Annotated in this window: 11 protein-coding genes; all 11 read left to right on the top strand. The window is 70.3% G+C overall.

Going from position 1 to position 13,511, the window contains the following annotated elements; translation table 11 throughout:
• Nucleotides 1-41: 41 nt before the first annotated feature.
• On the top strand, nt 42-1,352 hold the full coding sequence (gene ftsZ / locus HJG52_RS04815; RefSeq protein ID WP_171242365.1) for a cell division protein FtsZ: 1,311 nt from the start codon (nt 42-44) through the stop codon (nt 1,350-1,352).
• 82 nt (nt 1,353-1,434) lie between these two features.
• Complete coding sequence (pgeF, locus tag HJG52_RS04810) at nt 1,435-2,160, top strand: peptidoglycan editing factor PgeF (protein WP_171242364.1); 726 nt, start codon at nt 1,435-1,437, stop codon at nt 2,158-2,160.
• On the top strand, nt 2,157-2,858 hold the full coding sequence (locus HJG52_RS04805) for a YggS family pyridoxal phosphate-dependent enzyme (RefSeq protein ID WP_171242363.1): 702 nt from the start codon (nt 2,157-2,159) through the stop codon (nt 2,856-2,858). The genes pgeF and HJG52_RS04805 overlap by 4 nt, the downstream gene beginning before the upstream one ends.
• 47 nt (nt 2,859-2,905) lie before the next feature.
• On the top strand, nt 2,906-3,385 hold the full coding sequence (locus HJG52_RS04800; protein ID WP_171242362.1) for a cell division protein SepF: 480 nt from the start codon (nt 2,906-2,908) through the stop codon (nt 3,383-3,385).
• A 77-nt stretch (nt 3,386-3,462) separates the two neighbouring features.
• Nucleotides 3,463-3,750, top strand: a complete 288-nt coding sequence (locus HJG52_RS04795; protein ID WP_171242361.1) for a YggT family protein — start codon at nt 3,463-3,465, stop codon at nt 3,748-3,750.
• A 105-nt stretch (nt 3,751-3,855) separates the two neighbouring features.
• Nucleotides 3,856-5,067: a DivIVA domain-containing protein gene (locus HJG52_RS04790; RefSeq protein ID WP_171242360.1), complete on the top strand. Its 1,212-nt coding sequence runs from the start codon at nt 3,856-3,858 to the stop codon at nt 5,065-5,067.
• Nucleotides 5,068-5,247: 180 nt separating this feature from the next.
• The gene (locus tag HJG52_RS04785; RefSeq protein ID WP_171242359.1) at nt 5,248-6,066 is read left to right on the top strand and encodes a TraR/DksA family transcriptional regulator; all 819 of its coding nucleotides are present in this window, start codon (nt 5,248-5,250) and stop codon (nt 6,064-6,066) included.
• A gap of 68 nt (nt 6,067-6,134) precedes the next feature.
• Nucleotides 6,135-6,653 carry a signal peptidase II gene (gene lspA, locus HJG52_RS04780; protein WP_346767569.1) on the top strand — a complete coding sequence of 173 codons (519 nt, stop codon included), beginning with the start codon at nt 6,135-6,137 and terminating at the stop codon, nt 6,651-6,653.
• Nucleotides 6,646-7,575, top strand: a complete 930-nt coding sequence (locus tag HJG52_RS04775; RefSeq protein WP_171242357.1) for an RluA family pseudouridine synthase — start codon at nt 6,646-6,648, stop codon at nt 7,573-7,575. The genes lspA and HJG52_RS04775 overlap by 8 nt, the downstream gene beginning before the upstream one ends.
• Before the next feature lie 142 nt (nt 7,576-7,717).
• Nucleotides 7,718-11,320, top strand: a complete 3,603-nt coding sequence (gene dnaE / locus HJG52_RS04770; protein WP_171242356.1) for a DNA polymerase III subunit alpha — start codon at nt 7,718-7,720, stop codon at nt 11,318-11,320.
• A gap of 47 nt (nt 11,321-11,367) precedes the next feature.
• The gene (locus tag HJG52_RS04765) at nt 11,368-13,503 is read left to right on the top strand and encodes a prolyl oligopeptidase family serine peptidase (protein ID WP_171242355.1); all 2,136 of its coding nucleotides are present in this window, start codon (nt 11,368-11,370) and stop codon (nt 13,501-13,503) included.
• Nucleotides 13,504-13,511 lie beyond the last annotated feature (8 nt).

Here is a 13,511-nt window from a genome sequence, read left to right as displayed (position 1 = left end):
TCACCACCCGAAGGCAACACCCCCAGGAGAGGCCCACCACCGTGGCAGCACCACAGAACTACTTGGCCGTCATCAAGGTCGTCGGCATCGGTGGTGGTGGCGTCAACGCCATCAACCGCATGATCGAGGTCGGCCTCAAGGGCGTGGAGTTCATCGCCATCAACACCGACGCCCAGGCCCTGCTCATGAGTGACGCCGACGTCAAGCTCGACGTGGGCCGCGAGCTCACCCGCGGTCTGGGTGCCGGTGCCGACCCCGAGGTCGGCAAGAAGGCCGCCGAGGACCACGCCGAGGAGATCGAGGAGGTCCTCAAGGGGGCCGACATGGTCTTCGTCACGGCGGGCGAGGGCGGTGGCACCGGTACCGGTGGCGCGCCCGTCGTCGCCAAGATCGCCAAGGGCCTGGGCGCCCTGACGATCGGTGTGGTGACGCGCCCGTTCACCTTCGAGGGGCGCCGCCGCGCCAACCAGGCCGAGTCCGGCATCGGCAACCTGCGCGAAGAGGTCGACACCCTCATCGTCATCCCCAACGACCGGCTGCTGTCGATCAGCGACCGCGCAGTCTCCATGCTCGACGCGTTCCGCAGCGCCGACCAGGTGCTGCTGTCCGGTGTCCAGGGCATCACCGACCTCATCACCACTCCGGGCCTGATCAACCTCGACTTCGCCGACGTGAAGTCGGTCATGCAGGGGGCCGGCTCGGCCCTCATGGGCATCGGCTCCTCGCGGGGCGACGACCGGGCCGTCCAGGCCGCCGAGCTCGCGATCTCCAGCCCGCTGCTCGAGGCCAGCATCGACGGCGCCCACGGCGTGCTGCTGTCGATCCAGGGTGGCAGCGACCTCGGCCTGTTCGAGATCAACGAGGCGGCCCGGCTGGTCCAGGAGGCCGCCCACCCGGAGGCCAACATCATCTTCGGCGCGGTCATCGACGACGCCCTCGGCGACGAGGTCCGCGTGACGGTCATCGCCGCCGGCTTCGACGGTGGTGCGCCGGTCAAGCGCGACAACGACCGGGCGATCGGTCAGGTGCAGGGTGCGACCCGGCCGGCCGGGCAGCAGCCGCCCCAGCAGCAGGCCGGGCAGCAGCAGCCCGGCCGCCCGGGCCAGCAGGTCCCGGGACAGCCGCAGCAGCCGGCCCCCGCGCAGCAGCCGGCAGCGACCGGCCAGCAGCCGCCGACTCCCGCACAGCAGCCGGCGGCGCGCGAGCCCCAGCCCGGCCAGCGTGACGACGACGCGGTCACCACGTCCGAGCCGTCGGCGCCGCAGCCGGCGCGCGAGGGTGCTGGTCGCCCGCCGCGTACCGTCACCTTCGACGAGGGTGACGACCTCGACGTGCCCGACTTCCTCAAGTGAGGCACTGAGCGAAGCGACACGACAGACGCCGACAGGGGCGCCGGACCACGAAGGTCCGGCGCCCCTGTCGTAGGTTGGGGCGGTGTTCTTCTGGCAGGACCGCACCGGCCCCGTGCGCTGGGCGTTCACCGACCGTGACGGCGGCGTGAGCGACGGCGACTTCGACTCCCTCAACCTCGGCGGCAAGGCCGGCGACGACCCGGCCAGCATCGAGGCAAATCGCGAACGGCTTGCGGATTCCGTTGGGGTGCAACGGGATCGACTGCTCTTCCTGGCGCAGGTGCACAGCGCCGACGTGGTCGTCGCCGACGGGCCGTGGGGCCCCGAGGGGGCGCCGGAGGCGGACGGTGTCGTCACCCGCACGCCGGGGCTGGCCCTCGCCGCGCTCGTCGCTGACTGCACACCGGTCCTTCTGGCCGACCCCGACGAGGGCGTCGTCGCGGCGGTGCACGCCGGTCGACCCGGCATGACGAGCCGCATCGTCGACCGCGCGGTCACGGCCATGCGTGACCTCGGCGCCCGGAGCATCGCCGCCGTCGTCGGCCCGTCGGTGTGCGGCCGCTGCTACGAGGTGCCCGAGCAGATGCGGGCCGAGGCGGCGCAGGTGAGCCCGGAGTCGGCCACCGTGTCGTGGACCGGCACACCCGCCATCGACGTCGCCGCCGGCGTCGTGGCCCAGCTGCGCGCGCAGGACGTGGCCGTGACCTGGGTGCCCGGGTGCGCCCGAGAGGACGAGCGACTGTTCTCCTACCGGCGCGACGGCCGCACCGGCAGGTTCGCCGGTGTCGTCGTCCTGGAGCAGGAGTGAGCAGCGAACGGCGGGCCGAGCTGGCCGCCAACCTCGAAGGCGTCCGGGAGCGGATCGGCCGCGCCTGCGCCGCCGCCGGGCGCGACGCTGGCGACGTCACCCTTGTCGCCGTCACCAAGTTCTTCCCCGCGAGCGACGTCGACCTGCTCGCCGAGCTCGGCGTCGGCGCCGTCGGGGAGAACCGCGACCAGGAGGCGTCCGCCAAGGTCCTCGAGCTGGCCCACCGCGACGACCTCGAGGTCCACTTCGTCGGACAGCTGCAGAGCAAGAAGGCGGGGTCGGTCGCGGGGTATGCCGACGTCGTCCAGTCACTCGACCGCCCCAAGCTCGTGGACGCACTCGACCGCGCTGCCGAGCGCCACGGGCGACGGCTCGCCGTCCTGGTGCAGGTCGGGTTGGACGAGTCGCAGGGTCGCGGGGGAGTCGCGCCGGCTGACGCCCTCGCCCTCGCCGACGCGGCCGCGCGCGCCGACCACCTCGACCTGCGCGGGGTCATGGCCGTGGCGCCCCTCGGCGCCGACGCGGCACCCGCCTTCGCGCGACTGCGCGAGGTGGCACGCGGCATACAGGACAGGCACCCGCAGGCCACCTGGATCTCGGCCGGCATGAGCGGGGACCTCGAGCAGGCCATCGCCCACGGGGCGACACACCTGCGTGTCGGGACCGCAATCCTCGGTTCTCGCCAGTCACACCAGTAACGTCGAGCACGAACGCCGGACACGCACGAAACCAAAGGGAGCTCTTCATGGCTGGGGCGCTGCGCAAGACGATGGTGTACCTCGGGCTCGCCGAGGAAGACGAGCGCTACGAGGGGTACGACGACTACGACTACGACGAGCCCCAGCAGCGTCACGAGCCCCAGCAGGAGCGCTCCGCCGCGGTGACCCCGCTGCCGCAGCGCACGCCCGTGGCCCAGGTGGTCCGCGACGTCGAGGTCGGTGCGCTCAACCGCATCACCACGATCCACCCGCGCACCTACAACGAGGCCAAGAACATCGGCGAGAGCTTCCGTGACGGCACGCCCGTCATCATGAACCTCTCCGACATGGACGACTCCGACGCCAAGCGGCTGGTCGACTTCGCCGCCGGTCTCGTGTTCGGCCTGCACGGCTCGATCGAGCGGGTGACCTCCAAGGTCTTCCTGCTGTCGCCGTCGCACGTCGAGGTGTCGGCCGAGGAGAGCGCCTCGGCGCCCAGCGCCCGCGGCCTGTTCAACCAGAGCTGACCTGCTCCGACACTCCCTGACCCGCCCGGGACCGACCCGCACAGGCCGAGTTCAGCCGCGCATGGCAGGGTGATCGCATGCTGCTCGGCCAGAACCCCATCGCCAGTGTGGTGCGGTTCGCCCTGTTCCTGTTCTTCATCGTGCTGCTCGGGCGGCTGGTGCTGGAGTGGGTGCAGGCGTTCGCCCGGGACTGGCGTCCCCGGGGGGTGCTGCTCGTGGTCGCGGAGGCGATCTACACGGTCACCGACCCACCGCTGAAGGCGTTGCGCAAGGTGATCCCGCCGTTGACGCTGGGCGCGATCCGGCTCGACCTGGCCTTCCTCGCCCTCATGCTGATCACGACGATCCTCATGGGGATCCTCTAGCACCAACGGCATCCTCTAGGCTGGCTGGCGGCAACCGCAGAGTCTGGGATGCTTGACCCTGCACTGCTCACGCCAGCGACTCATGCCAGCAACCGAGGTGACTACATGACGCTCACTCCTGAGGACGTCCTCAACAAGAACTTCACGCCCACCCAGTTCCGTCGTGGTTACGACGAGCGCGAGGTCGACGACTTCCTCGACGAGGTCGTGACCGAGATGCGCAAGCTGGTCAAGGACTCCGATGACCTGCGCGAGCAGCTCAACGAGTGCCGCCAGAGCAAGGGTATGCCGGCCGTGGCGCCGGCGGGTCGCGACGCCAAGGGCGGTGGGGACGGACGGGACCAGGAGGCAGAGGCGCGCGCCAAGTCCGACGCGGACGAGCGCACGGCCGCCGTCGCCGCCAAGGCCGACGAGGCGGAGAAGGCCGCTCAGCAGCGGATCGACGCCGCCAACGCGCGCGCCGAGGAGGCCGAGAAGACGGCCCAGGCCCGCGCCGACGAGGCGGAGAAGGCCGCACAGGAGCGGATCGCCAAGGCACAGCAGCAGGTGGAGGCCAAGGCCGGCGAGGCCGAGGCCCGCGCCCAGGAGGCCGAGCAGCGGTTGGCCGCCGCGCAGCAGGAGGCCGAGCAGGCCCAGGCCCGCGCGCAGGAGGCCGAGGCCCGGGCCCAGCAGGCGCTCGCCCAGGCTGAGGAGCGCGCCCAGCAGGCCCGGCAGGAGCAGGCTCCGGCGCAGGGTGGTGCGGCGCTGGCCGGTGCCGCCGCTGCCGGTGCCGGTGGCGGTGCCAGCGCGGCCGCGCTGCTGGAGATGGCGCAGCGTCTGCACGACGAGCACGTCGGCCAGGGTGAGCAGACCCGCGACCGCCTCATCGCCGAGGCGCAGGGTCGCCACGACGAGCTGGTCGGCCAGGGCCAGAACAAGCACGACGAGCTGGTCACGACGGCGCAGGCGCGCCACGACGAGCTGGTGTCCGACGCCGAGCAGAAGCACGAGCAGCTCATCACCGAGGCGCGCGAGCGCTCGACCGGCATGGTCCACGAGGCGCAGCAGAAGAAGGCGCAGATCCTCGAGGAGCTGGGCCGCGAGCGCACGCTGCTGGAGAAGAAGATCGAGGAGCTGCGGTCGTTCGAGCGCGACTACCGCGCGCGGCTCAAGAACTACATCGAGGGCCAGCTGGCCGACCTCGACTCGACCGGTGTCGAGCCGGCCGAGGGCGACCAGGGCGCCGAGGGACAGCAGTCCGGCGACGGCGAGCAGCAGGCCGAGGGCAAGCAGTCCGAGGGTCAGCAGGGCGATGCCAAGGGTGACCAGAAGGGCTGATTCCCGCCCGTAGCAGTGCAGTCGGCGCCCCACCGCGACACGCGGTGGGGCGCCGACGCGCGTGACGGGTTCGGTGACTCGCGCGTTTTGGCTTTGAGTCCCCGACGACCAGCGCATATCCTCACCGCACCTGTCACGCTCGCCGCGGCGAGCACGCTGCGACCGAGGGGCGCCGAACACATGGCTCAGAAGGCGAAAGCCGCGACCAAGGCGGCGCCGCGCGCCACCAGCAAGAGCGCAACCACGGCAGCGAAGAAGGCCACGACGAAGAAGGCTGCGGCAACCAAGAAGGCCGCGCCGGCCAAGAAGGCCGCGCCGGCGAAGAAGGCCACGCCGGCCAAGAAGGCCGCTCCGGCCAAGAAGGCGGCTCCGGCGAAGAAGGCGGCTCCGGCCAAGAAGGCGGCTCCGGCCAAGAAGGCGGCTCCCGCGAAGAAGGCCGCGCCGGCCAAGAAGGCCGCGCCCGCGAAGAAGGCCGCGCCGGCGAAGAAGGCGGCTCCCGCGAAGAAGGCCGCGCCGGCCAAGAAGGCCGCGCCCGCGAAGAAGGCCGCGCCGGCCAAGAAGGCCGCGCCGGCCAAGAAGGCCGCGCCCGCCAAGAAGGCTGCACCGCGCAAGCTCGTCGTGCGTGAGGACGAGTCGCCGTGGACCGCCAAGGAACTGCGGGAGATCCGCGCCGAGATCGAGGGCAACGTCGCCCAGCTGCGCACCGAGATCAGCGCCGCCGAGGCCGACCTCGTCGGGCTGATGCGGGATGCGGGCGACGGGGCCGGTGACGACCAGGCCGATGCCGGTGCCAAGACGTTCGAGCGCGAGCAGGAGATCTCCTTGGCGAACAACGCCCGCGAGATGCTCGAGCAGAACCTGCACGCCCTCGAGCGCCTCGACGACGGCAGCTACGGCGTCTGCGAGTCCTGCGGCAACCCGATCGGCAAGCTTCGCCTCCAGGCGGCTCCTCGTGCGACCCTGTGCGTGTCATGCAAGACGAAACAGGAACGCCGCTGAGCGCCACCGACCCACAGCAGCCCGCACCCACCTCCAGTCACGCCGAGCCCGCGAGCCACGGTGCCCGCGTGAGCCGTCGTGGCCTCTTCGGCCTGCTCGTGGTCATCGCCGTCGTCAGCTACGCCGCCGACCAGCTCACCAAGCTCTGGGCGCTGGCCACCCTGGTGCCCGGTGACCCCATCGACGTCGTGGGCGAGTACCTGCGGCTCAACCTGATCCGCAACGCCGGGGCCGCCTTCTCCATCGGCAACGGCGCCACCTGGGTCCTCACCCTCATCGCGTTCGCGGTCCTCGTCTTCATCATCGTGACCGCCCGCCGGCTCGGCAGCGTGGGCTGGGCGTGGGCGCTGGGCATGCTGCTCGGCGGGTCGCTCGGCAACCTGACGGACCGGATGCTGCGCGAGCCCGGCCCCGGCCGGGGCCACGTCGTCGACTTCATCGACTACTTCGGCCTGTTCATCGGCAACGTCGCCGACATCTTCATCGTCTCCGCGGCCATCCTCATCGGGCTGCTGGCGCTGCGGGGTGTGGGCGTCGACGGGCGGCGCCCGGAGCGCGGACGCCACGAGGCAGGTGCCGATGCCTGACACCCGCACCCTGCTCGTCCCGGACGGTCTCGAGGGTGAGCGCGTCGATGCCGCGCTGGCGCGCCTCTTCGGGGTCTCGCGCACCAAGGGTGCCGAGCTGGCGGCCGACGGCCACGTCCAGGTCAACCACCGGGCCGCCGGCAAGTCCGACCGGGTCAGCGCTGGCGACCTGCTCGAGGTGACCCTGCCGACGCCGGAGGAGTCACCGACGCTCGCCGTCGTCGCCGAGCCCGTCCCGGGCATGACGATCGTGCACGACGACGAGGACATCGTCGTCGTCGACAAGCCGGTCGGCGTCGCGGCCCACCCCAGCGTCGGCTGGACCGGCCCGACGGTCCTGGGCGGACTCGCGGCCGCTGGCTACCGCATCTCCACCAGCGGTGCGCCCGAGCGCCAGGGCATCGTGTCGCGACTCGACGTGGGCACGTCCGGCCTCATGGTCGTCTGCAAGTCCGAACGCGCCTACTCGGTCCTCAAGCGCGCGTTCAAGGAGCGCCGGGTCGACAAGACCTACCACACGCTCGTGCAGGGCCTGCCGGACCCGCTCGTCGGCACCATCGACGCACCGATCGGCCGCCGCCCCGGCGCGGAGTTCAAGTTCGCGGTCATGGACTCGGGCAAGCCGGCGGTCACCCACTACCAGCTGCTGGAGGCGTTCCCGCACGCCAGTCTGCTCGAGGTGCACCTCGAGACTGGGCGCACCCACCAGATCCGGGTGCACATGGCGGCGGTCCGCCACCCCTGCGTCGGCGACCCCATGTACGGCGCCGACCCGGTCCTCGCCAAGAAGCTGGGCCTCGAGCGACAGTGGCTGCACGCGGTCGGCCTGGGCTTCGAGCACCCCGGCTCGGGGGAGTACGTCTCGTTCGAGAGCCCCTACCCGCAGGACCTCCAGGACGCACTCGACCGCCTCGGTGGGTGACCCCACGAGGAGGTGAGGTGTATGCCGCGGAGCCGGCTCCGCGGCATACCGTCACCTCTGGACGCGGCACGTCGGGAACCCGCCGCGACACGGGCGGCGACACGCCGAGGGGCGGTCGGTGGCGAGGCTTAGGATCGTCCCGATGTCCCCCCAGAACGGCTCCGGCTCCTCGAACGGCACTGACTCGTTCGTCCACCTCCACGTGCACACCGAGTACTCCATGCTCGACGGCGCGGCCCGGATCGGGGACCTGTTCACGCGGGCCGCGGAGATGGGGATGCCGGCGCTCGCGACGACCGACCACGGCTACGTCTTCGGCGCCTACGAGTTCTGGAAGAAGGCGCAGGGCACCGGGGTCAAGCCGATCATCGGCGTCGAGGCCTACGTCACGCCGGGCACCCACCGCACCGACAAGACGCGCGTCAAGTGGGGCGAGGAGCACCAGGCCTCCGACGACGTGTCCGGCTCGGGCGCCTACACCCACATGCTGCTGCTGGCCAAGGACAACACCGGCCTGCACAACCTGTTCCGGCTCGACTCGATGGCCAGCCTCGACCAGGTCTACGCCAAGTGGCCGCGCATCGACCGCGAGCTGCTCAGCCAGTACGGCCAGGGCCTCATCGGCACCACCGGCTGCCCGTCGGGGGAGATCCAGACCCGGCTGCGGCTCGGGCAGTACCGCGAGGCGCTCCAGGCCGCCAGCGACATGCGCGACATCCTCGGCGCCGAGAACTACTTCTGCGAGCTGATGGACCACGGGCTCGACATCGAGCGCCGGGTGCAGAAGGACCTGCTGCGCCTCGCCCGCGAGCTCGACCTGCCGCTCGTCGCGACCAACGACCTGCACTACACCAGCCCCGAGGACGCCAAGGCCCACTCGGCCCTGCTGTGCGTGCAGTCCGGCTCGACGCTCATGGACCCCAACCGGTTCAAGTTCGACGCCGACGACTTCTACCTCAAGAGCCCGGCCGAGATGCGCCACACCTGGCGCGAGCTGCCCGAGGCCTGTGACAACACTCTGCTCATCGCGGAGATGTGCGACATCTCGTTCACCGAGGGCGAGGGGCGCTTCATGCCGAAGTTCCCTGTGCCGCAAGGGGAGAACGAGGAGAGCTGGTTCGTCAAGGAGGTCCAGAAGGGTCTCGTCGAGCGCTTCCCCGACGGCGTGCCGGAGTATGCCGCGAAGCAGGCTCAGTACGAGACGGACGTGATCGTGTCGAAGGGGTACCCGGGGTACTTCCTCGTCGTCGCGGACTTCATCAACTGGGCCAAGGAGAACGGCATCCGCGTGGGGCCGGGTCGTGGCTCCGGTGCCGGGTCCATGTGCGCCTACGCGATGCGGATCACCGACCTCGACCCGATCCCGCACGGCCTGATCTTCGAGCGGTTCCTCAACCCCGAACGCATGTCGATGCCCGACTTCGACGTCGACTTCGACGAGCGCCGGCGGGGCGAGGTCATCAAGTACGTCACCGAGAAGTACGGCTCGGAGCGGGTCGCGCAGATCGTCACCTACGGCACCATCAAGGCCAAGCAGGCCGTCAAGGACGCCGCGCGCGTGATGGGTCACCCGTTCGTCGTGGGGGAGCAGCTCACCAAGGCGATGCCGCCGGACGTCATGGGCAAGGGCGTGCCGCTGTCGGAGATCTACAACAAGGAGCACAAGCGCTACAACGAGGGCGTCGACTTCCGCGCCCTCGTCGAGAGCGAGCCACACTTCAAGGAGATCGTCGACACGGCGATGGGCCTGGAGGGGCTGAAGCGCCAGTGGGGCGTGCACGCGGCCGGCGTCATCATGTCCAGCGAGCCGCTGATCGACGTCATCCCGATCATGCGGCGCCTCCAGGACGGGCAGGTCATCACCCAGTTCGACTACCCGAGCTGTGAGTCGCTCGGCCTGGTCAAGATGGACTTCCTCGGCCTGCGCAACCTCACGATCCTCGACGACGCGATCGAGAACGTGAAAGCCAACCGCGGCGAGGACATCGACCTCGACGCGCTCTCCAAGGACATGACCGACCGCGCGACCTACCAGCTGCTGTCGCGCGGTGACACCCTCGGCGTCTTCCAGCTCGACGGTGGCGGCATGCGCACGCTGCTCAAGCTGATGCAGCCGGACAACTTCGAGGACATCTCGGCGGCGCTCGCGCTCTACCGCCCGGGCCCCATGGGCGTGAACGCCCACACCAACTTCGCCTTGCGCAAGAACGGCAAGCAGGAGCTCATCCCGCTCGACCCCCAGCTCAAGGGCAAGCTCCAGCCCGAGATGGTGACGGCGCTCGAGCCGATCCTCGGCACGACCTACGGCCTGGTGATCTACCAGGAGCAGGTCATGGAGATCGCGCAGAAGCTCGCCGGCTACACGCTCGGCAACGCCGACCTGCTGCGCCGCGCGATGGGCAAGAAGAAGAAGGAGGTGCTCGACAAGGAGTACGTCCCCTTCTCCGAGGGCATGAAGGCCAACGGGTTCAACGAGGCCTCGATCGCGGCTCTGTGGGGCGTCCTCGTGCCGTTCTCGGACTACGCGTTCAACAAGGCGCACACCGCGGCATACGGTCTGGTCTCCTACTGGACCGCCTACCTCAAGGCCAACTACCCGGCCGAGTACATGGCCGCACTGCTCACCAGCGTTGGCGACGACAAGGACAAGTCCGCGCTCTACCTCGGCGAGTGCCGCCGCATGGGCATCAAGGTCCTGCCGCCGGACGTCAACGACTCCGTGGCCCGGTTCGCCGCCGTCGGCACCGACATCCGGTTCGGGCTGCAGGCGATCCGCAACGTCGGCCACAACGTCGTCGAGGCGATCGTCCAGGCGCGCGAGGAGAAGGGCCGGTTCACGTCCTTCAAGGACTTCCTGTCCAAGTGCCCGGCCGTGGTCTGCAACAAGCGCACCATCGAGTCGCTCATCAAGGCGGGCGCGTTCGACGGGCTCGCCGAGTCGCGCCAGGGCTTGCACCGCGTGCACGAGGCCTACGTCGACAACTTCGTCGACATCAAGCGTCAGGAGGCGATCGGACAGGACTCCCTCTTCGGCGGCTTCGGCGACGACGACGCCGGCGGTGTCTCGGTCGACTTCTCCGTGCTGCCGCCCATCCCCGGTGTCGAGTGGGACAAGAAGACTCTGCTCGGGTTCGAGCGGGAGATGCTGGGGCTGTACGTCTCCGACCACCCGTTGTTCGGCATCGAGCACGTCCTCACCGCCCACGCCGACACCTCGATCGCCAGCCTCATGGGGGAGGACGGCAAGCCCGAGGGCACGACCGTGACCATCGCTGGGCTCATCACCGGCCTGGCGGTCAAGCGCACCAAGAAGGGCGACCTGTGGGCCATCGTCACGGTCGAGGACCTCGAGGGCGCCATCGAGTGCCTGTTCTTCCCTTCGGCCTACGAGACGGTGCGCCACGCGCTCAGCCACGACACCGTCGTCTCGGTCAAGGGCCGGGTCAACCGGCGCGACGACACCCCGTCGATCTACGCCTCCGACCTCACGCTGCCCGACATCTCCGAGGGGCCGCGCGGGCCGGTCGTGGTCACCATCGACACCAACCGGGCGACGGCGGCCAAGATCGAGGAGCTCAAGGGTGTGCTGTCCTCGCACCCGGGCTCGACGGAGGTCCACGTGCGGCTCAGCCAGCCGGGGCGCTCGGTGCTCATGCGGCTCGAGGACGCCTACCGCGTCAACGCCAGCGAGTCACTCTTCGGTGACCTCAAGGTGATCCTCGGGCCACGCTGTCTGGCCGGGTGACCACCCGCCGTGAACCCAGCCCGCCGCTGCGTGCCTAGGCTGGGGCGGTGAGCACCGAAGCACAGGCACCCACCGCTCCCACCCCGGCCAAGCGCGACACCATCCGTGAGCACCACGGCGACGTCGTCCACGACCCCTACACGTGGCTGGCGGACAAGGACGACCCGGCGGTGGTCGCCCACCTGGAGGCCGAGAACGCCTACGCCGAGGCGATGACGGCCGACCTGGCGCCGCTGCGCGAGGCCATCTTCGAGGAGATCAAGGGCCGCACCCAGGAGACGGACCTGTCGGTGCCGGTGGCGAGCGGTCCCTGGTGGTACTACTCACGTTCGTTCGAGGGCAAGCAGTACGGCGTCGAGTGCCGGGCGCCACGCACCCCGGGCGAGGCGCCGCCGTCGCTCGCGCCGGAGACACCCGTGCCCGGCGAGGTCGTCCTCCTCGACGGGAACGTCGAGGCGCAGGGCCACGACTTCTTCGCCCTGGGCGCCCTCACCGTGAGCCCCGACCACTCCATGCTCGCGTATGCCGTGGACACAGAGGGCGACGAACGTTTCGCCTTGCGGGTCAAGGACCTTCGCACCGGCGAGGTCGTCGACGACGCGGTCGAGGGCATCGGCTACGGGGTGGTGTTCTCCCACGACGCGAGCCACGTCTTCTACCTGCGCGTCGACGAGCAGTGGCGTCCGTACCAGGTGTGGCGGCACCGCGTCGGCACCCCGGCCGACCAGGACGTGCTCGTCCTCGAGGAGGGCGACGAGCGTTTCTGGATGGGCATCGGGTCCTCGCGTGACGACCGCTGGATCATGGTCGGCGTCGGGTCGAAGACCACCTCCGAGGTGCGCATCCTCGACGCCACCGACCCCCTGGGCGAGCTCCGGGTCGTCGCGCCCCGCCGCGACGGGGTCGAGTACGACGTCGAGCCGGCAGCCGACCGGCTGCTCATCGTCCACAACGCCGACAACATCGACTCCGACCTCGCGTGGGCACCACTGGACGCGACCTCGGCCGACCAGTGGCAGCCGCTCATGCGCTCGGCCCCCGGAGAGCGGTTCCAGGGGGTCGAGGCGTTCGACGACGTGGCGGTGCTGTCGCTGCGTCGGGACGGCCTGACCGCGTTGCGCGTCATCGCCCGTGACGCCGCGAGCGAGACCGGCTACGGCGAGCACCACGACCTCGAGTTCGACGAGCCGGTCCACCACGTGTGGCTGGGGGACAACCCTGAGCCGGCCACCACCCGGCTGCGCATCGGCTACGAGTCGATGGTGACGCCCAAGACCGTCTACGACTACGACCTGGCCACCCGCGAGCTGGACCTGCTCAAGCGCCAGCCCGTCCTCGGTGGCTACGACCCGTCGGACTACGAACAGCGTCGCGAGTGGGCCACCGCCCCCGACGGCACGCAGGTCCCGATCTCGATCGTCCACCGGGCCGGGGCGAAGCCCGACGGCAGCCACCCCGGTCTCCTCACGGCATACGGGTCCTATGAGATCTCCTCCGACCCGTACTTCTCCGTGGCCCGGCTGTCGCTCCTCGAGCGTGGCTTCGTCTACGCCATCGCCCACGTTCGTGGGGGCGGAGAGATGGGGCGGGCGTGGTACGACGACGGCAAGCTGCTGCACAAACGCAACACCTTCACCGACTTCATCGCCAGCGCAGACCACCTAGTCGACTCGGGCTGGGTCGACCCGGATCGCCTTGCAGCAGAAGGAGGTTCGGCCGGTGGCCTGCTGATTGGCGCTGCGCTCAACCTGGCGCCCGAGCGGTTCCGGGTCGTGCACGCGGCCGTGCCGTTCGTCGACGCCCTCACGACCATCCTCGACCCGAGCCTGCCGTTGACGGTGGTCGAGTGGGAGGAGTGGGGCAACCCGCTCGACGACCCAGAGGTCTACGCCTACATGAAGTCGTACACGCCGTACGAGAACCTGCACCCCGCGGCATACCCCGCGGTCCTCGCGACCACTTCGCTCAACGACACCCGCGTCTACTTCACCGAGCCGGCGAAGTGGGTGGCGCGGCTGCGGGAGGTGACCACGAGTGACCCCGCGGCCCGACCGGTGCTGCTGCGCACCGAGATGGTGGCGGGTCACGGCGGCAAGAGCGGCCGGTACGACAGCTGGCGCCAGGCCGGATGGGAGTGGGCCTTCCTCGCCGGGCAGGTGGGTGCCGTCGAGCGCGTCGACTGACCAACTTC

Source organism: Knoellia koreensis, from assembly GCF_013041615.1.
Lineage (GTDB): Bacteria > Actinomycetota > Actinomycetes > Actinomycetales > Dermatophilaceae > Pedococcus > Pedococcus koreensis.
The sequence above is the reverse complement of the archived record's forward strand: the minus strand, read 5'-3'. Positions and strand labels throughout refer to the sequence as shown.

Excerpts from the sequence above, each read along its gene's own strand:
- HJG52_RS04785 (WP_171242359.1), top strand. The coding sequence starts at position 5,248 with ATGGCTCAGAAGGCGAAAGCCGCGACCAAGGCGGCGCCGCGCGCCACC.
- HJG52_RS04790 (WP_171242360.1), top strand. The coding sequence starts at position 3,856 with ATGACGCTCACTCCTGAGGACGTCCTCAACAAGAACTTCACGCCCACC.
- HJG52_RS04795 (WP_171242361.1), top strand. The coding sequence starts at position 3,463 with ATGCTGCTCGGCCAGAACCCCATCGCCAGTGTGGTGCGGTTCGCCCTG.
- HJG52_RS04775 (WP_171242357.1), top strand. The coding sequence starts at position 6,646 with ATGCCTGACACCCGCACCCTGCTCGTCCCGGACGGTCTCGAGGGTGAG.
- HJG52_RS04800 (WP_171242362.1), top strand. The coding sequence starts at position 2,906 with ATGGCTGGGGCGCTGCGCAAGACGATGGTGTACCTCGGGCTCGCCGAG.
- dnaE (WP_171242356.1), top strand. The coding sequence starts at position 7,718 with ATGTCCCCCCAGAACGGCTCCGGCTCCTCGAACGGCACTGACTCGTTC.